The 16653-nt window shown below is 68.2% G+C and carries 17 protein-coding genes and 2 rRNA genes; 8 read left to right on the top strand and 11 right to left on the bottom strand.

What is annotated here, in order from left to right; translation table 11 throughout:
- Together AC4HOU_RS23830 and rrf are read left to right on the top strand one after the other, a co-directional pair.
- A 23S ribosomal RNA gene (locus AC4HOU_RS23830) occupies nucleotides 1-84 on the top strand; the annotation flags it as partial.
- A 121-nt stretch (nucleotides 85-205) separates the two neighbouring features.
- Nucleotides 206-322, top strand: a 5S ribosomal RNA gene (gene rrf / locus AC4HOU_RS23825).
- Between the two features lie 135 nt (nucleotides 323-457).
- Here rrf and AC4HOU_RS23820 read toward each other — a convergent pair.
- Both AC4HOU_RS23820 and AC4HOU_RS23815 read right to left on the bottom strand, forming a co-directional pair.
- Nucleotides 458-2152 carry a 3-ketosteroid-delta-1-dehydrogenase gene (locus AC4HOU_RS23820; protein ID WP_195019207.1) on the bottom strand — a complete coding sequence of 565 codons (1695 nt, stop codon included), beginning with the start codon at nucleotides 2150-2152 and terminating at the stop codon, nucleotides 458-460.
- A gap of 429 nt (nucleotides 2153-2581) precedes the next feature.
- Entirely contained in the window at nucleotides 2582-2980 is a 399-nt protein-coding gene (locus AC4HOU_RS23815) for a helix-turn-helix domain-containing protein (protein ID WP_163812449.1), read from the bottom strand.
- A 113-nt stretch (nucleotides 2981-3093) separates the two neighbouring features.
- Here AC4HOU_RS23815 and AC4HOU_RS23810 point away from each other — a divergent pair, with 113 nt between their 5' ends.
- The 3 genes from AC4HOU_RS23810 to AC4HOU_RS23800 all read left to right on the top strand — a co-directional run bounded on the left by AC4HOU_RS23810 (nucleotide 3094) and on the right by AC4HOU_RS23800 (nucleotide 6477).
- The gene (locus AC4HOU_RS23810; RefSeq protein WP_194990657.1) at nucleotides 3094-3819 is read left to right on the top strand and encodes a VTT domain-containing protein; all 726 of its coding nucleotides are present in this window, start codon (nucleotides 3094-3096) and stop codon (nucleotides 3817-3819) included.
- Nucleotides 3820-4085: 266 nt separating this feature from the next.
- Nucleotides 4086-5450 (top strand): hemolysin family protein, encoded by a 1365-nt coding sequence (locus tag AC4HOU_RS23805; protein ID WP_163812445.1) that lies wholly within the window; start codon nucleotides 4086-4088, stop codon nucleotides 5448-5450.
- Nucleotides 5443-6477, top strand: coding sequence for a hemolysin family protein (locus AC4HOU_RS23800; RefSeq protein WP_195019208.1), 1035 nt, complete (start codon nucleotides 5443-5445; stop codon nucleotides 6475-6477). The genes AC4HOU_RS23805 and AC4HOU_RS23800 overlap by 8 nt, the downstream gene beginning before the upstream one ends.
- Here AC4HOU_RS23800 and AC4HOU_RS23795 read toward each other — a convergent pair.
- A complete protein-coding gene (locus AC4HOU_RS23795; RefSeq protein ID WP_163812440.1) occupies nucleotides 6462-7214 on the bottom strand; it encodes an SDR family oxidoreductase in 753 nt (250 codons plus the stop codon). The two genes, AC4HOU_RS23800 and AC4HOU_RS23795, sit on opposite strands and share 16 nt — an antisense overlap.
- 117 nt (nucleotides 7215-7331) lie before the next feature.
- On the opposite strand from AC4HOU_RS23795, the gene AC4HOU_RS23790 reads away from it, so the two are divergent.
- Nucleotides 7332-8288 carry a LysR family transcriptional regulator gene (locus AC4HOU_RS23790; protein ID WP_195019209.1) on the top strand — a complete coding sequence of 319 codons (957 nt, stop codon included), beginning with the start codon at nucleotides 7332-7334 and terminating at the stop codon, nucleotides 8286-8288.
- Here the strand turns inward: AC4HOU_RS23790 and AC4HOU_RS23785 are convergent.
- Both AC4HOU_RS23785 and AC4HOU_RS23780 read right to left on the bottom strand, forming a co-directional pair.
- On the bottom strand, nucleotides 8214-9053 hold the full coding sequence (locus tag AC4HOU_RS23785; protein ID WP_163812436.1) for an SDR family oxidoreductase: 840 nt from the start codon (nucleotides 9051-9053) through the stop codon (nucleotides 8214-8216). The two genes, AC4HOU_RS23790 and AC4HOU_RS23785, sit on opposite strands and share 75 nt — an antisense overlap.
- 21 nt (nucleotides 9054-9074) lie before the next feature.
- Nucleotides 9075-10130 carry a glucose 1-dehydrogenase gene (locus AC4HOU_RS23780; RefSeq protein WP_163812434.1) on the bottom strand — a complete coding sequence of 352 codons (1056 nt, stop codon included), beginning with the start codon at nucleotides 10128-10130 and terminating at the stop codon, nucleotides 9075-9077.
- A 180-nt stretch (nucleotides 10131-10310) separates the two neighbouring features.
- On the opposite strand from AC4HOU_RS23780, the gene AC4HOU_RS23775 reads away from it, so the two are divergent.
- On the top strand, nucleotides 10311-10511 hold the full coding sequence (locus AC4HOU_RS23775) for a hypothetical protein (protein ID WP_163812432.1): 201 nt from the start codon (nucleotides 10311-10313) through the stop codon (nucleotides 10509-10511).
- A gap of 104 nt (nucleotides 10512-10615) precedes the next feature.
- Here the strand turns inward: AC4HOU_RS23775 and AC4HOU_RS23770 are convergent, their stop codons facing one another.
- Nucleotides 10616-11221 carry a DUF6328 family protein gene (locus tag AC4HOU_RS23770; RefSeq protein ID WP_228806454.1) on the bottom strand — a complete coding sequence of 202 codons (606 nt, stop codon included), beginning with the start codon at nucleotides 11219-11221 and terminating at the stop codon, nucleotides 10616-10618.
- A gap of 224 nt (nucleotides 11222-11445) precedes the next feature.
- Here AC4HOU_RS23770 and AC4HOU_RS23765 point away from each other — a divergent pair, with 224 nt between their 5' ends.
- The gene (locus AC4HOU_RS23765; RefSeq protein WP_163812429.1) at nucleotides 11446-11868 is read left to right on the top strand and encodes a ChaB family protein; all 423 of its coding nucleotides are present in this window, start codon (nucleotides 11446-11448) and stop codon (nucleotides 11866-11868) included.
- Nucleotides 11869-12136: 268 nt separating this feature from the next.
- Here AC4HOU_RS23765 and AC4HOU_RS23760 read toward each other — a convergent pair whose 3' ends face one another.
- Genes AC4HOU_RS23760 through AC4HOU_RS23740 form a run of 5 tightly spaced genes read right to left on the bottom strand, consistent with a single transcriptional unit; the run spans nucleotide 12137 to nucleotide 16637 of the window.
- Nucleotides 12137-12307, bottom strand: coding sequence for a CDGSH iron-sulfur domain-containing protein (locus AC4HOU_RS23760; RefSeq protein ID WP_163812427.1), 171 nt, complete (start codon nucleotides 12305-12307; stop codon nucleotides 12137-12139).
- 10 nt (nucleotides 12308-12317) lie between these two features.
- The gene (locus AC4HOU_RS23755; protein WP_195019210.1) at nucleotides 12318-12974 is read right to left on the bottom strand and encodes a HemK2/MTQ2 family protein methyltransferase; all 657 of its coding nucleotides are present in this window, start codon (nucleotides 12972-12974) and stop codon (nucleotides 12318-12320) included.
- Nucleotides 12975-12992: 18 nt separating this feature from the next.
- Nucleotides 12993-14024: an iron-containing redox enzyme family protein gene (locus AC4HOU_RS23750; RefSeq protein WP_163812423.1), complete on the bottom strand. Its 1032-nt coding sequence runs from the start codon at nucleotides 14022-14024 to the stop codon at nucleotides 12993-12995.
- 37 nt (nucleotides 14025-14061) lie between these two features.
- Nucleotides 14062-15513: an NAD-dependent succinate-semialdehyde dehydrogenase gene (locus AC4HOU_RS23745; RefSeq protein ID WP_195019211.1), complete on the bottom strand. Its 1452-nt coding sequence runs from the start codon at nucleotides 15511-15513 to the stop codon at nucleotides 14062-14064.
- Nucleotides 15510-16637 (bottom strand): zinc-binding dehydrogenase, encoded by a 1128-nt coding sequence (locus tag AC4HOU_RS23740; RefSeq protein ID WP_195019212.1) that lies wholly within the window; start codon nucleotides 16635-16637, stop codon nucleotides 15510-15512. The genes AC4HOU_RS23745 and AC4HOU_RS23740 overlap by 4 nt, the downstream gene beginning before the upstream one ends.
- Between the last annotated feature and the right edge of the window lie 16 nt (nucleotides 16638-16653).

Genomic DNA, 16653 nt, shown 5'->3' with positions numbered 1-16653 from the left:
CAGACCATGGGGTTGATAGGCCAGAACTGGAAGCCCGGTAACGGGTGGAGGTGACTGGTACTAATAGGCCGAGGACTTACCAACAAAGAAGCTACGCGTCCACTGTGCAGTATCTGAAACAACACACATGCTGTGTGTCGACAAACAACCCCCGCCCTCACGGGGCTGGTTGTCTGTCCACACGCGGTGGATAGTTTCATAGAGTTACGGCGGCTATAGCGGTGGGGAAACGCCCGGTCCCATTCCGAACCCGGAAGCTAAGGCCACCTGCGCCGATGGTACTGCACTCGACAGGGTGTGGGAGAGTAGGACACCGCCGGAACATCCTTTCACGAAGGCCCCCGACCACGGTCGGGGGCCTTCGTCGTTTCCAGGGATTTATGCGTCCGAAAAACATTTCGCCGCCCAGGTCGTAATGACCGGGCGGCGAAATATCTTTACGTCGAGATGGGCGCTGCTACGACTGGCCGGCCGCGTCTCGTGCTGCGATGTAACCGAATACGAGCCCCTGGCCGATCGTCGCGCCCGCTCCCGGGTAGGTGCGGCCGAAGACATTGGCGGCGGTGTTGCCGATGGCGTACAGGCCCTCGATGGCGGAGCCGTCCTCACGCAGCACGCGCGCGCGTTCGTCGGCGAGAACCCCGCCGCAGGTGCCGAGATCGCTCAAGGTCGTCTTCACCGCGTAGAACGGTCCGCTGGTCAGCGGCCGCAAATTCGGATTCGGCTGGATGGTGGGATCACCGTAGTAGCGGTCGTATGCGCTTTGGCCACGCTGGAACTCGCTGTCGGTGCCGGTCATCGCGTCCTCATTGAAACGGCGGAACGTCTCGGCGAACGTGTGCTCCGGTACGCCGATCTTGCGGGCGAGCTCGGCCGGATCGTCGGCCTTGTGGGCGATTCCGGCCTCGTACCACGCCTGCGGCAGCGGCTGGCGCGGAAACAACCCGGCCGCGAAGATGTAGCTGTTGCGGTACTTCTGATCGAACACGATCCACGCGGACTCCACAGGATCGCCCGCACGCTCACGCTCGAGGATGCGCTGCCCGTACGACATGTAATCGATGGACTCGTTGATGAACCGGCGCCCCGTCTGGTCGACGATGAACGAGCCGGGCAGCGAACGCTCGGCCAGCATCACCGTCGGTGCTCCGCCCGGCAGCGCCGCCACCGCCGGGAACCACCAGGCCTGATCCATCAACCCGGTCGTCGCGCCGGTCTCCTGCGCGACCCGGATCGCGTCACCGGTGTTTCCTTCGGCGCCGAGGCTCTCATGCTCGCCGAGCCGCTCGGACTGGTACTTGTGCCGCATCGCCATATCGTGGTCGAAGCCGCCGGCGGCGAGCACCACACCACGACGGGCGGTCACGGTGACTTCCCGGCCATCGTGGGCGACGACGGCGCCGGTGACGCGATCACCTTCGGTGATGAGGCGGACCAGGCTGGTCTCGGTCCAGACCGGGATCCCCGCACGCACCACACCGGCGAACAGGCCGGCCGCCAGCGCCTGACCGCCCGCCATGTACTCGCGGCGCAGCGCCAGACCGCCGACGCCCTGCGCGAGCCGCTTGAGGATGCGGGGAACGCCCTTGCTGGGCACCCTCGCCACCAGGTTCATCCACTTGTAGTCAGCGCCGGTGGTGGGCATCGGCACGGGAGCTTCCATCAGGCCGGGGCGCAGCCGTCGGCGTTCGGCGCGGAGCACCGACGCGTTGAACGGCCGGCATTCGCAGGTGCGTCCGATCGCGGACCCACCCGGAAGTTCCGGATGGTAATCCGAATAGCCTTCGGCCCAGAAGAACTTCATCGGCGTCAAGCGCTGCATCATCTCGACGGTCGCGGCGGAATTGTCGACGAACGCCTTGCCGCGTTCGGCCGGGGCAGAATCACCGACCACGGCACGCAGGTAGGTCTCGGCGCGTTCCTGCGAATCACCGGCGCCCGCTTGCCGCAGGATCGGGTTGTCGGGCAGCCAGAACGCGCCACCGGAGCGCGCCGTCGAACCGCCCACGTATTCGGTCTTCTCGATGATGAGGGTGGACAGCCCCAGTTCGTTCGCCGTCAAGGCGGCGGCCATACCGGTGCCTGCGCCGACGACCAGCAGGTCGACGGTGGTGTCACCAACCGTTGGGGCGGGTGCGGAACGGGTGCGCAATGGTGTACTCCTTCTTCTGGTATGAGCGCTGTGGACGCGCGCTCGGCGGCGGACCGCAGGACGGCACCCTCCGGCGGAGAACCCGCCGCGAATCGCTCTTCTGTTCGGTGCGGCGTCGGCCGACCCCTCGCGCCGAAGCGCCGGTGACCGGGGACGGTCCGCGGCACATCGGGTGGCGCGGCCACGCCGCGGCTCTTCGCCGGCCGGCTATTCGACCGCGCTGTGGAGTCGCCGCGTGACGCAGCACACGCTACGGCTGGTTCATCGTCGTAGCTCGACGGTTCCCGCTGTGCGGGAACCTCCCGGACAGCGCTGAGCAGCAATCTTGTGTCGACGACAGCGCGCATCCACCGCGATATCGACCGATATCGAATCAGTGCGCAAACCGGGCGTGGCGCGGACGACTTGCGACGCTGTTCGGCCGGCTGCTCACAGCAGCGGGAGGGTGGGCTGGATTTCTATCGCGACCGAGACCAGGGAGTGCACGCGCGCGGCGATGATGTTGAGCAGGCCCTGGATTTCGGCGGGGGCGGATTCGGCGGCGGTCTGGAGGTTCTTGAGGTCGCCGTCGAGCTGGGCGAGGGTTTCGGCGGTGTCTCGGGGCCGGGCTCGAAGGGCCGCCGCGATCTCGTCGAGGGGGATGCCCTGGGCCTCCAGGCGCTGGATGAGGTGGATACGGTCGACGTCGCGGGGGTGGTAGAGGCGGTAGCCGCCCCCGGTACGTTCGGCGGGGGTGAGCAGGCCGAGTCCGGTGTAGTAGTCGATGGTCCGGTTGCTGACTCCCGCGCGGGCGGCCAATTCGCCGATGCGGACCAGAGTGTCGGGCATGGGCCTCCTTTCGCGCGGCGGTCACACGATACAGCGCGTGCCGGGCCCCGGCCTGTGTGGAGCGTCATGAGTTACCCGAACCATACAGTTGCGCGTGTTACTGTGGGATCTCGATGAGCACTTACCTGTCGGCCGAGTCGATCACCCACCTGGCGCTGCTGCCGGGATTCCTCGACCCGGTGAACCTGCTGAACTCCTTCGGTACCTGGATGCTGGTCGGCCTGCTGGCTGTCGTGTTCATCGAATCCGGGCTGCTGTTCCCGCTGCTTCCCGGCGATTCGCTGCTGTTCACGGCAGGACTCATCGCCGCCTCGAAATCCACCGAGATCGAGCCGTTCGCGCCGATCTGGTTGTTGCTGATCCTGATTCCGCTGGCTGCCATCGCTGGTGATCAGGTCGGGTATCTCATCGGAGCACGCGGCGGCACCGCGCTGTTCAAGAACGACGATGCCCGGCTGTTCAAGAAGAAGTACATCGACGAGTCGCACGCGTTCTTCGAGAAGCACGGGCCGATCACCATTGTGCTGGCCCGCTTCGTGCCCATTGTGCGCACCTTCGCGCCGGTGGTCGCCGGTGCCTCCGGCATGCGTTATCCGGTCTTCGCCCTCTACAACGTCGTCGGCGGCGTGCTGTGGGGTGCGGGCGTCACCTATCTGGGTTATCTGCTCGGCCAGATCGCGGTGGTCCGCGACAATATCGACCTGATCTTCCTGCTGATCGTGGCGGTGTCGGTGCTGCCGATCGTCATCGAGGTGGGCAAGCGAATGCTGGCGAGCCGGAATTCCACCGAACCAGACGCTGCCGCTTCCGAGGACGCCGAGGAATCTGTGCGGTACTGAAAGTCGTCGCGGCCGGGGTGGACTCGCCGAGCGTGTGAAACCATGCGGCCCGCAGCATTTCCGCGAACCCGAACGCGTCGGTCATACGCTTCCCGTCCTACCGCCGATATCGTTGGGCACCCGATCGGGCGGCCCGCCCGGCACCGACCGGGCGCCTTGTCCACATGTCGTTCCAGCCACGGAGAGACACGCATGAAACGCGCATCGCGCAAGGGCCGAAAACCCGGCCCGCCCCCTGACGACCCCCCGAGACCGGGGCAGCGGCAATGCTGACCGTCGCCGGCATCGCGCTCGGCATCCTCGTCGTCCTGCTCATCACCGCGCTCACCGGCTATTTCGTCGCCCAGGAATTCGCGTACATGGCCGTCGATCGGTCCCGGTTGAAGGCGCGCGCCGAAGCCGGTGACAGATCGGCGGAACGGGCGCTCGGCGTCACCCGTCGGACCTCGTTCATGCTCTCCGGCGCCCAGCTCGGCATCACCGTCACCGGCCTGCTCGTCGGTTACGTCGCCGAACCGTTGATCGGGCGCGGGCTCGGCGAATTGCTCGGCGGGACCGGGGTGCCCGCGGGTGCCGGCATCGCGGTCGGCGCGGTGCTGGCGATCGCGTTCTCCACACTTGTGCAAATGCTCTTCGGTGAGCTGTTCCCGAAGAACCTCGCCATCGCCAGGCCCGAACCGGTGGCGCGCCGGCTTGCCATGTCCACCACGGTCTATCTGAAGCTGTTCGGCTGGCTGATCCGGTTGTTCGACCAGTCGTCGAATCTGTTGCTGCGCGCACTGCGGATCGAACCGGTGCACGACGTGGAGCACTCGGCCACTCCGCGCGACCTCGAGCACATCGTCGCCACCTCGCGGGACGCCGGCGAACTGCCGCACGAATTGTCGACGCTGCTCGACCGGATCCTGGACTTCCCGACCGCCGATGCCGAGCACGCCATGATCCCGCGTTCGCGTGTCGACACCGTGCACATCGACGACCCGGTCGACGACGTACTGGCCCGCATGGGTACCGGCCATACCCGGTACCCGGTTGTCGGGACCTCGAGTGACGACCTGCGCGGCATCATCCACCTGCACGACCTGCTCGACGGCTCCGCCGAGGGGACCGCCGCTCAGCACCTGCGCGAGGCGGTCGTGGTTCCCGGCTCACTGGCCTTACCCGAGGTCGTCGCGCAGCTGGATGCGGCCGGCGACGAGATGGCGCTGGTAGTCGACGAATACGGTGGTTTCGCCGGCATCGTCACGATCGAGGACATCGCCGAGGAACTGGTCGGTGAGATCGCCGACGAACACGACATCGGCCCCGATACCGCCATCGTCGCCGAGTCCGATGGCTGGCTCGTCGCGGGTGATGTGCACCTGGACGAGGTCGAGCGCGTGCTCGACGTCGAGCTGCCCGCCGGTGACTACGAAACGATCGCCGGGCTCGTCATTTCCGCATACGGCGGCCTTCCGGATCCGGGCACTCGGATAGAGATCGCGCTCGAACCCAGCGGCGCCGACTACATCGATGAGCACGGTTCGGTCGAGCGCACTGTGCGGGCGGAGGTCAGGGCGGTGGCCAAGCATGTGCCCGCGTCGGTGTTCGTGAATCTGCGGATCGAGCGGAAGGCGGCCGAGGATGAGTAATCCATGGGTTGTCGCGGCTGTCACAACCGCCTTGATCGCGGCCAGCGCCTTCTTCGTCGCGGTCGAGTTCGCGCTGATCGCGGCGCGGCGGCACCGCCTCGAAGACGCCGCCGCGACCAGCTCCGCCGCCCGCGCCGCACTGCGCAGTTCGTCGGAACTGTCGGTGTTGCTCGCGGGTTCGCAACTCGGCATCACCGTCTGCACGCTGGCGCTGGGCGCGGTCACCAAACCTGCCGTGCACCACTGGCTCACGCCGTTGTTCGAGCGTCTCGGCGCGCCGTTGTGGGCCGCCGATGCCGCCGGGTTCGTGCTGGCCCTGGTGATCGTCACCTTCCTGCATCTGGTGGTGGGTGAGATGGCGCCCAAGTCGTGGGCGATCGCGCATCCCGAGCGTTCGGCCACGGTGCTGGCGATTCCGATGCGCGCCTTCATGGCGGTCACCAGGCCGCTGCTGAAACTGCTGAATCAGATGGCGAACCGGTGCCTGCGCCGCGTCGGGGTGACGCCGGTCGACGAAGTGGATTCCGGGCAGGACCCGGCGGCATTGCGTCATCTCGTCGAACATTCGGCTACCGCAGGCACCCTCGACGAACGTTATCGCGGCAACCTGATCAGCGCGCTCGAGCTGGAACAACTGTCCGTCGGCGACCTCATGCGCCGGGAGGCCGACCCCGATGCGGTCGCACCCGACGCACATCGGGAGGCGATCCGAGCGATGTCTCGCACTACCGGCCACCTGCGGCTGCTGGTGCGTGACGGTGACGGTTTCCGCGGGGTCGTGCACGTGCGCGACAGCCTCACTGCCACACCGGAGGCCACGGCGGCCGAGCTGATGCGCCCGGTGCTGACCCTGTCGGCGACCATGCCCATTTACGAGGCGCTGCGCACCATGCGCGAAACCCGTACCCATCTGGCGGTGGTGACCGGCGGCCCGACCGGCGAACCGGTCGGGCTGATCACCATCACCGATGTGCTGCGACGGCTCTTACCCACCGCTACCGGGGCGCCGGATCAGCGGGTGGTGTAGCCGCCGTTGGCGAAGATGGTCTGCCCGGTGACCCAGCCACCGTCGGTGACGAGGAATTCCACCAGCGGCGCGATGTCCTCGATGCGGGTCAGCCGTCCGCCCATCGCCTGCGACTTGTGGAACTCCACGCGCTCGGGAGTTTCCTGCGGATAGAAGAACGGGGTGTCCATCGGGCCCGGTGCCACATTGTTGACCGCGATGCCGCGCGCGGCGAACTCCTTGGCAGCGGCGCGGGTGAAGTGCTCGACCGGGCTTTTCGCGCCGGCGTAGGTGGAGTAGCCATCGGTGAACGCGGCCAGCAGCGAGGTGACAACGGTGACGATGCGTCCGCCGTCGGCGAGCCGCTTGCCCGCCTCCTGCAAGAAGAAATAGGCGGCCTTGGCGTTGATGTCGAACATCGAGTCGTACTCGGCCTCGGTGACGTCGATGATCGGTTTACGCAACACCTTGCCGACGGTGTTCACCGCGATGTCGACCGTGCCGAAAGCTGCCACGGCCGCGTCGAACATCGCGGTCACCGTCGCGGGCACAGTGAGATCGCCCTGGAAGGTGATCGCTTTCGCGCCCGCGGCTTCGACCGCGGCCACGGTCTTCTCGGCATCGGCCTCGGTGCTCGCGCTGTTGTAGTGCACCAGAATGTCGGCGCCCTGCTCGGCGAGTGTGGTGCTGATCAGGCCGCCCAGGTTCTTCGCGCCCGCGGCGACGATGGCGGATTTGCCGGCCAGTTTGTCGGTCATCGTGGTGTCCTCACTTGTTCGGGAAGTGGTGTCGACACCGACGCTATGACCGAACGTGACAAATGAAAAACAGATCTTCGCCGTAGTTTCACAAGCAACACTTGTTAGCCTGGCAGGATGCCTGATGACGTGCTCGACCCCCGCCGACTCCGCCAGTTCCTTGCCGTCGCCGAGCACATGAACATGAGCCGGGCCGCGGCCGAACTGCATCTCACTCAGCAGGCGGTGAGCAGCACCATCAAGACCCTCGAACGCGATCTCGGGGTGCGGCTGCTGCACCGTTCGGGCCGTCGGATCTCGCTGACCGCGGCCGGTGCGGCGCTGCACGCGGGCGCCAGGCCGGTGATCGACGCGGCGGCCGCGCTGGCCCGGTCGACCAGACAGGCCGCGCATGGCGAGCGGGCGCAGCTGGTGATCGCCCACACCCCCGCGATCTCATCCGAGGAAGTGTTCGATCTGACCGCGGGTGTCCGCGCGGCCTTCCCGGACGCGTCGATCACCGCGCGCCAGTGTTTCCCGGACGAACTGGTCGCCGCCCTGCGCGAGGGGGCGGCCGACGTGGCGTTGCGGCGCGGCGCCACAACGCCCGAGGACGTCGCCGCCGCCGTCATCGCCTACACGCCGTTGCATGTGGCTGTGGCCGCCGCTCATCCGCTGGCTGCGCACACTTCGCTGCGGATGGATCAGCTCGCCGGTGAACGGCTCATCGTGTGGGGCCCGCCCGGTACGTCCTTCTATGCCGATTATCTGCTGTCGATCTGCCGGCGCGCCGGGTTCGAGCCGTCCGTCGTCGTCAACCACATCCAGGGCACGGCGCCGACGACCGCCGTGATCGGCACCGACTGCTTCGCCTTCGTCACCGCCGAACCGGGCACCTACCACCACGGGCAGACAGTGGTCCGCCGGATCGATCAGCCACCGGTCGCCCCGGTCCAGGCACTGTGGTTGCGGCACACCGAATCCGCCTTGCGGCGAACGTTTCTCAGTGGGCCGCAGGAGTCAGAGGATGGGCCTGCCGCCGGTGACGGCGAGGCGGGCACCGGAGATGTAGCTGCCGTCGTCACAGGCCAATAAGACGTAGGCGGCGGCCAGTTCGGCGGGCTGGCCGGCGCGGCCGAGGGGGACGTCGTCGCCGAAGGCGGTGACCTTCTCCACCGGCATGGTCGACGGGATGAGCGGCGTCCAGATCGGGCCGGGCGCCACGCTGTTGACCCGGATTCCCTTGTCGCCCAGCAGTTGGGCGAGGCTGGCCGAGAAGTTGGCGATGGCCGCCTTGGTCGCGGCGTAGGGGGCCAGCGTCGGGGAGGGCATATCGGAATTGACCGAGGAGCTGCCGATGATCGACGAGCCCGGCGGCATATGCGGGACCGCGGCCTTGACCAGATGGAAGTAGGCGCCGACGTTGACGCGGAAGGTGTAGTCGAATTCCTCGGCGCTGATCTCCTCCAGGGTTTCGTGGGTCATCTGGTAGGCGGCATTGCTGACCAGCACATCGATGTGCCCGAATTCGCGCACGGCGTGCTCGATGACGGTGCGGCAGTGATCGGGATCGGCCAGATCGCCCGGCACCAGCTCGGCGCGACGGCCCGCTTGCTCCACCAGCTGCGCCACCTCCTGCGCGTCCTCGTGCTCGTCCAGATAGGAGATGAGCACATCGGCGCCCTCGCGGGCGAAGGCGATGGCGACCGCTCGGCCGATTCCGCTGTCGGCGCCGGTGACGACGGCGGCCTTACCGGTCATCTTGCCCGAGCCGCGGTAGCTGTCCTCCCCGCAGTCCGGGCGCGGCTGCATCTGCGACTGGATGCCGGGGACCTTTTGCTGCTGTTCGGGAAAGCCCATGGTGATGTCCTTTCTCAGCGGTCAGTGCTCATCGAGGGCGATGACGACCTTCACGTCATCGGGGTCGGGGGTGAACGCGTCGGCGAACTTCGTCAGTGGCAGGCGGCGGGTGATGAGGCCGTCGAGCCAGGCCGGGTCGGCGGCGGCGAGTGCGTCGGCGGCGAGACGGTAGTGGCGCAGGTTGGCATTGACGGAGCCGACCACCACGTCGTTTTCCAGCACGATGTCGCGGTGCACAGCGCCGGCGTCGACCTCGATCAACCGGCCCACCGGCGACACTCCGGTCAGGCACACCACCCCGAACGGGGCGGTATTGCCCATGGCGGCGAAGACCACCTGGTTCGCGCCGGTGGCCTCGATGATGATGTCGGGGCGCAGGCTCTCGGCGACCGCGGCGGCGTCGCCGTGGTGGTAGGTGGCGCCGAGATCGCGGACCAGGCGCGGTTTCGCGCCGTGCTCGACCCGATCGAGCACGTGCACGTCGAGGCCGCGCCGGCTGCCGAGCAGGGCGGCGAGCAGGCCGATCGGCCCGGCACCGGTTACCAGCACCCGCGACGGCGCGAACCAGCCGCGCTCACCGATGCGTTCGACCTGCTCCCAGGCCTTGGCGACCACGCTGGCCGGTTCCAGTAGCACGCCGACCCGCGCCAGCCGCGGATCCAGCGTCACCGCGTATTCCGGGTCCACACACCACTGTTCGGCGCCGTACCCGTCGAGCTCCTTGATGCCGCGTTCGGTGTAGCGGCCGTTGCGGCAGTTGTCGAATTCGCCGCGGGCGCAGGCCTCGCACGGCACCGGGTCGGGGCGGCGCACGACTCCGACGACGAGATCTCCGGCGGAGAAATCCGAGCCGTCCGGTGCGCTGCGGACCCGGCCGAGGGATTCATGGCCGAGGATCAGCCGGTCTTTGCCCGGTGGCGGCGTGCCGTAGGCGCCGTCGGCGATGTCCCGGTCGGTGCCGCACACACCTACCGCGAGTCCATCGACCAGAAGTTCGCCCGGGCCGGGTTCGGGGTCGGGCAGCTCGTCCAGGCGCAGTGATTCTGGGCGGGCCGGATCCACGGTGAGCGCGCGCATGATGCCGGGCTACCCGTATCCGCGCAGGTCATTCGTCGGCCGCGAGACCTGGTGCCGGACAACCGGTTCGCCGGTGGAGATCGGCGAGAAAAAGTCGGGGCATCGGCGATTAGTCCGTGACGGACCGGGAATCGCACCCCTCGAGGCCGGTGACGGTCTCAGACCAGAAAGGAGTACGAGATGGCAGACTCCAAGAATCCTGGGCAGTTCGGCAATCGTCCGGACACGGAGGAGCAGGCCCGCCGCGGCGGTCAGGCCAGCACGGGTAGCTTCGGCGAGCGCAACGCCGCCGATCCGAGCCAGGCCGGTCGCAAGGGCGCCCAAGCTCAGCCGACCGAAGCGAAGGCACGCGGTGGGCAGCACAGCCATGGCGGCCACTGACCGCCGCCCACCCGACGGTCGCAGCCGCTAGCGGCTGATCCGGACCCGGCGTCGCCACGCCCCGCACCCCTCCGGAACGTATGCGCGCCGGGTCCGTTGCTGGTCTACGAGGCAGCCCGGCGACCGTTGCGCGGAGCGGCGTCGCCCCGCATCACGCTCAACCGCCTGCGCATCGGCGCCACCAGCCACACCACGACGAACACCACCGCTGTCGCCACTCCGGTGACGATGGCAGCGACCGGCCCGACGACCACATCGACGATCAGCGTCGTCACCCCGCACATCGCCACCCCGAGCAGTGCCAGACCGGCCAGCGTGCACCGGTGCGCCGCGGTGACGATGGTCTGCAACCGGTGCCTGCGGAACAGCAGCCGATGCCAGGAGACCGGAGCCACCAGGAAGATGGTGCCGCCCACCGCCGCGCCCGCGGTGACCAGATACACCGCTCGCATACCGGAATCGAGGGCATCGAACGAGGACTGGAACGGCAGGATCATCAGGAAACCGGTCAGCAATTGCACGCCGGTCTGCAATACCCGCAGCTCCTGCAGCAGATGCGCCCAATTGCGGTCCAGCCGCTGCGTGGGGGTCTCGGCCCGGGCATGCCAGTTCCAGGTGTCGTGATCGGCGCCCGCGGGCGTGGAGCCGCGTCGATGGCCCGGACGCCGCGGCCGGGCATTGCCCGTGGAGTGTGTGCGACGTACCGGCATAGCGTTCCTCTGTGTTCACCTGCGATGGTCCGGGGACCTGGTTGCGGCGTACCCGCAGCGAACCCGCTCATGCAAGCGGTCGAGGACCTCGAACCGGGCTCACCGATCACCGTAACGCCGCGGCCCGGCGATTCGGCGGTGGTGCACCGGGTACGTCATCGATAGCGGAGCGGTCGGCCGGCGACGCCCGGCCGGACGCCGGAAGCTCAGGAAGGAGCTCTGCGATGCCGAAGACAACCGCACGTGGCGAGGCCAAGCGCTCGGAGTTGCCGAGCACGGTGGCGCGCTCGAGTGAGAAGGCGCAGCGAACCTTCGCCAAGGCCCACGACGCCGCGCTCGAGGAGTACGGCAGCGAATCCCGTGCGCACCGGGTGGCCTACAGCGCGCTCAAGCACAGCTATGAGAAGGTCGGCGACCATTGGGAGCCGAAGGAACGCCGCGGGCCCTCCGACGAACGGGCCGCGAGCGGCGGGCCGAACGCGAAGGGCGATACCGCCGAGGGCGTGAACGCCAACGCGACCAAAAAGCACCTGATCAACGTCGCGGGACGGCTGGAGATCACCGGCCGCTGGAAGATGACCAAGTCCGAATTGATCGACGCCATCGAGAAGACCAATCGCCGGAAGACCGCGGCTCGACGCGGGTGAAGCCCGGCGCGAACGTCGGTTTCGCGCCGGTCGGACAGGGAATTACGCGACTGTAGGCAGGGCCGGTTGTCGAGAAAACGGCACCGGCCCCCCGGGGGGAACCGCATGAATGCCGGTCGGAGCAGGACAGCTCGACAACGGCGTCGGCTCGGCCCGACCGGTGATGTCCCGGCCGCGTGAGCGCCCGGACAGGCGGTGTCGCTCGCGATCAGCGCGCCGACGATGTCGCGCCGACCACGAGATCACCGCCGTGAAGATGGGCGACAGGTCACTCCCGCCGGTGCCTGCGATGGCTCGTGTCGCACAACGGGTAGCACTTGGACCGTTTGCACAGGCAGATCGCGACTTGAAATCTGTCGGAGCGCACGGTGCGTCCATCGGCGGTGGTCAGTTCGACGGGGCCGTCGACGAGCGCGGGGCCGTCTGCGGTGAACCGCACGCGGGTGGGCTCAGGGCTTGGTTCGGTCGGCACGAATCACCACCAGTTCCTCATGTCGCTGACCGGGTTCGATGAGTCCCTGCTCGGCCAGCCACGGCGCCCGCGAGCGCATGACGGGCCCGAACGGGATGTGTGTGCGGGCCACCACGGCCGCCTTCAATCCGCCGGCCTTCAACCGCGACACTGTGATATTCGGTCCGCTGATCGCCGACTGCACCAGCAGGGCGACGCCATTGAGGTCCAGCAGACTCGGCAGCCGGGCGCACAGCGGGTCGAGCAGGTCCCGGCCGTGATGGCCGGCGTCCCACGCCTGTGCGCCCAACCGGGACCTGGCACCGTCGGCGACCGGAACATACGGCGGGTTCGCCAGCACCACATCGAACCGGCGGTTGTGCATGACGGTGCGGAAGTCACCGTGCACCAGCTCCACGGCCAGCCTGCGTAGCCGGATGTTGAGCCAGGCCGAGAGCACGGCCGCGCGCGAGATGTCGACCGCGGTCACCGAGGCGGCGCCGGCCTTGGCGGCGGCGATCGCGACGGCGCCGGTGCCGGTGCACAGGTCGAGCACCCGCCCGCCGGGTGCCAGGCCGGCCTCGGTCATTGCGCGGGCGAGCAGCCACGAGTCGGCCTGGGGGCGGTAGACGCCGGGGGCGCTGATGAGTCTCATGCGAGGGGGATATCCCGTTTACGCCGGGTCATTCTCGCTGGTCGTCGGCGCGCTCGGCAGGACCGATGGATCGAGCAGCGAACTGCGCCCGGCGCGCCAGCTATCCACCACATGATCACCGAAGCGATCCTCGAGCAGATTCGTCGCCTGGATGCCGAAGACGATGGACGGAACAAGGGCGGGTTCGCGGGCCGCCAGATCGCCGATGACGCCGTCACGCATGACCTGCTCGTGGACCGCGTCGGCCTCGACATGCTCGCGGTAGAACAGCACACAGGCCGGATCGGCGCCCATCTGTTCCAAGATCTGCACCAGCCGCGCAGATCCCGGCGGTGAGGTGATCTCCACGGTGGCGAAGTGCCCGACCAGCGCCCCGCGCCACTTCCGGTGCAGCCCGAACAGCGACATCGTGTTGACCAGCGCGATCATCGGCGTTGGCACCGCGTCGAGATAGTGCAGGTAGCCGGAATCCAGTCCGGCTCCTTCGAGGAGGTCGGCGAACAGCCGGGCATGAACTCGCTCGCCGCGCCCGCCGCCGAACTCGTCGAACTCCACCGCCACCAGCGATGCCTTGGCCTGGCCGCGCAGCCGCGGAATCACCCAGGCGTACGGGTCGGCTTCTTTGTGGTGGTAGATCGAGCGGTGCACGAAGTATTCACGCAGGTGTGTCCAATCGGGATGTTCGTGCAGATGCCTGGCCACACCCGGGGCGTCCACCGGTGCGGTGAGCAGATACTCGAGTTCTCCGTCGAGGTCGTCGCCGCCGGGGACGTCATCGTGTAGCGCCTCCGACCAGGCCCGCTCGAGTTCGGCACGCAGCCGCAGCAGCCCCGGATCCCATTCCCAGTCCGGATCCACCCCGTCGAAACCGTGATAGTGCAGCTCGTAGCAGGTATGCAGGGCCAGGTGCAGGTCATCGCTGTACGGATCGACATGGCCAGCAGGCGGCACCGGGTTGCCCGGCTGCCCGCGCAAGGTCCGCATGACGGCCTCCGACAGCGGGCCGCGGGGGCGGGGCAGCACGAAATGGTCCTCGATCACAGGGGACATGCTCCCCGCTTACCCGGTGCCGTGGTGATCAATCAGCTCACAGCGCAATCCCGATGTACTTGGTTTCCAAGTACTCCTCGAGACCCTCGACGCCACCTTCCCGCCCCAGACCCGAGGACTTCACACCGCCGAACGGCGCGGCGGGATTGGAGACGACACCGGAGTTGAGGCCGATCATCCCGGTCTCCAGCCGCTCGGAAACGGTGAGCGCTTCGCCGATGTTCTCGGCGAAGACGTAGCCGATGAGACCGGCGTCGGTGTCGTTGGCCATGGCCACGGCCTCGTCGGTGGTGGCGAAGGTGCGGATCGGGGCGACGGGTCCGAAGATCTCCTCGCGCAGGATGGCCGAGGCCGGATCGAGATCGGTGAGCACGGTCGGTTCGACGAAGTGGCCGGGGCCCGGGAGGGCCGTGCCGCCGGTGAGCACGCGGGCGCCGCGGTCGACGGCATCGTCGACCAGCGCGCTCACCTTGGTGACGGCGGCGGCGTCGATGAGCGGTCCGACGTCGGTGTCGGCATCCAGGCCGTTGCCGACCGTCAGCCCCGCCAGGGCATCGGCCAGCCGCCGGCCGAATTCCTCGGCCAGCGATTCGTGGACCAGGAACCGATTCGCGGCCGTGCAGGCTTCGCCGGTATTGCGCATCTTGGCGGCCACGGCTCCGGCGACCGCGCGATCGAGATCCGCGGAGGCGAGCACCACGAACGGCGCGTTGCCGCCCAATTCCATCGATACCCGCAGCATCCGCTCGGCGGCCTGCGCGGTGAGCGCGCGGCCGACGGCGGTGGAGCCGGTGAAGGTCAGCTTGCGCAGCCGCGGATCGGTGATGAGTGGATGCGACAGTTGCGGCGCGGCCGAGGTCGTTACGCAGTTCACCACACCCGGCGGCAGCCCGGCCTCGTCCAGCACCGTCATCAGGGCCAGGGTGGTCAACGGTGTCTGCGGCGCGGGTTTGATCACCACCGTGCACCCCGCCGCGAGCGCGGGCGCGATCTTGCGGGTGCCCATGGCGAGCGGGAAATTCCACGGCGTGATGGCGAAAACCGGGCCAACGGGCTGTTTCAGCGTCATGATCCGGTTGCCGCCGGACGGAGCGCGCTGGAAGCTGCCCGCGGCGCGCACGCCCTGTTCGGCGAACCAGCGCAGGAATTCGGCGCCGTAGGCGACTTCGCCGCGCGCTTCGGCGAGGGGTTTGCCCATCTCCAGGGTGATCAGGGTGGCGAACTGTTCGGCCCGTTCGTGCAACAGGGCGAACGCGGCCATCAGGATGTCGGCGCGAGCACGTGGGTCGGTCTCGGCCCAGCCGGCTTGGGCGCGCACGGCGGCGTCGAGGGCGGCGCGGCCGGTGGCCGGATCGGCGTCGGCGACGTGGGTGAGGGTGGTGGCGGTGGCGGGGTTGTCGACGGCGAGGGTGGCGGCGTCATCGGTCCAGTGGCCGTCGATGAAATGCCCGGTGGGTAGGTCTTTCAGCACTCGGTCGGCGGCGATCATGCCTTCACCCGCTCGGTCCCGTCGAACATGATGACCTGGCGGATCGCCAACCCGTCGGCGAGCAGGTCCATCGCCTCGTTGATCTCGGTCAAGGCGATTCGTGACGAAATGAGCTTGTCCACCGGCAATCTGCCCTCCCGCCACATCTGCGCATACCGCGGGATATCGCGCGACGGGACAGCCGAACCGAGATAGCTGCCCACCACGGTGCGTGCTTCGGCGGTGATGGTCAACGGCGAGATCGAGGCCCGCGCCGCCGGGGCGGGCAGGCCGACGGTGATCGTGGTGCCGCCCGATCGGGTTGCGGCGAAAGCGGTTTCGAAGGCGCGCGGATGACCGGCGCATTCGATGACGTAGCGGGCCTTGATCCCGTTCTCGGCGACCTGCTCGGGGGTGTAGACCTCGGTCGCGCCGAGCTCCTTGGCCTGCTCGAGCTTGTCCGCCACCGTGTCCACGGCGATGATCTGCCGCACGTGCTGTGCCTTCGCGGTGATCACCGCCGCCATACCCACCCCGCCGAGCCCGACCACCATCACCGAATCCGACGGCGCCGGGTCGGCCACATTCAACACCGCGCCGCCGCCGGTGAGTACCGCGCAGCCGAGGACCGCGGCGATATCGGGCGGGATATCGGCGTCGACCGGCACCGCCGAGGCGCGGTCGATCACGGCGTGGGTGGCGAAACCGGAGACACCGAGGTGGTGGTGCAGGGTTTCGCCGTCACGGGTCAGGTGCCGCGTATGGTGCAACAACTCGCCCGCATTGTTGGTGAGAGTGCCCGCCGAACACGGCAGCCGCCCGTCCTCGGCGCAGGCCTCGCATTGTTCGCAGCGCGGCAGGAACGACATCACCACCCGCTGACCAGGGGCCAGGTCTGTCACGGCGTCGCCGGTGGCCTCCACGATGCCCGCCGCCTCGTGACCGAGCAGCATCGGCGTCGGACGCAGGCGGTTGCCGTCGACCACACTCAGATCCGAATGGCAGACGCCCGCCGCCTCGATGCGGACCAGCAGTTCGGTGGGTCCGGGCGGGCTGAGTTCGACCTCTCCCACGGTGATCGGCCGCGATTGTGCGAACGGCCGGGCCCGGCCGGATTCCTCGAGGACTGCTCCGGTGATCTTCATCGGCTCCCTGACGTCG

It is taken from the genome of Nocardia sp. JCM 38205 (assembly GCF_058222935.1).
The sequence above is the reverse complement of the archived record's forward strand: the minus strand, read 5'-3'. Positions and strand labels throughout refer to the sequence as shown.

What these genes read in the sequence shown, in the direction of transcription:
- AC4HOU_RS23810 (WP_194990657.1), top strand. Translation starts at nt 3,094, where the DNA reads ATGAGCACTTACCTGTCGGCCGAGTCGATCACCCACCTGGCGCTGCTG.
- AC4HOU_RS23775 (WP_163812432.1), top strand. Translation starts at nt 10,311, where the DNA reads ATGGCAGACTCCAAGAATCCTGGGCAGTTCGGCAATCGTCCGGACACG.
- AC4HOU_RS23770 (WP_228806454.1), bottom strand. Translation starts at nt 11,221, where the DNA reads ATGCCGGTACGTCGCACACACTCCACGGGCAATGCCCGGCCGCGGCGT.
- AC4HOU_RS23795 (WP_163812440.1), bottom strand. Translation starts at nt 7,214, where the DNA reads ATGACCGACAAACTGGCCGGCAAATCCGCCATCGTCGCCGCGGGCGCG.
- AC4HOU_RS23785 (WP_163812436.1), bottom strand. Translation starts at nt 9,053, where the DNA reads ATGGGCTTTCCCGAACAGCAGCAAAAGGTCCCCGGCATCCAGTCGCAG.
- AC4HOU_RS23750 (WP_163812423.1), bottom strand. Translation starts at nt 14,024, where the DNA reads ATGTCCCCTGTGATCGAGGACCATTTCGTGCTGCCCCGCCCCCGCGGC.
- AC4HOU_RS23755 (WP_195019210.1), bottom strand. Translation starts at nt 12,974, where the DNA reads ATGAGACTCATCAGCGCCCCCGGCGTCTACCGCCCCCAGGCCGACTCG.
- AC4HOU_RS23765 (WP_163812429.1), top strand. Translation starts at nt 11,446, where the DNA reads ATGCCGAAGACAACCGCACGTGGCGAGGCCAAGCGCTCGGAGTTGCCG.
- AC4HOU_RS23800 (WP_195019208.1), top strand. Translation starts at nt 5,443, where the DNA reads ATGAGTAATCCATGGGTTGTCGCGGCTGTCACAACCGCCTTGATCGCG.
- AC4HOU_RS23780 (WP_163812434.1), bottom strand. Translation starts at nt 10,130, where the DNA reads ATGCGCGCGCTCACCGTGGATCCGGCCCGCCCAGAATCACTGCGCCTG.
- AC4HOU_RS23815 (WP_163812449.1), bottom strand. Translation starts at nt 2,980, where the DNA reads ATGCCCGACACTCTGGTCCGCATCGGCGAATTGGCCGCCCGCGCGGGA.
- AC4HOU_RS23790 (WP_195019209.1), top strand. Translation starts at nt 7,332, where the DNA reads ATGCCTGATGACGTGCTCGACCCCCGCCGACTCCGCCAGTTCCTTGCC.
- AC4HOU_RS23745 (WP_195019211.1), bottom strand. Translation starts at nt 15,513, where the DNA reads ATGATCGCCGCCGACCGAGTGCTGAAAGACCTACCCACCGGGCATTTC.
- AC4HOU_RS23740 (WP_195019212.1), bottom strand. Translation starts at nt 16,637, where the DNA reads ATGAAGATCACCGGAGCAGTCCTCGAGGAATCCGGCCGGGCCCGGCCG.
- AC4HOU_RS23805 (WP_163812445.1), top strand. Translation starts at nt 4,086, where the DNA reads ATGCTGACCGTCGCCGGCATCGCGCTCGGCATCCTCGTCGTCCTGCTC.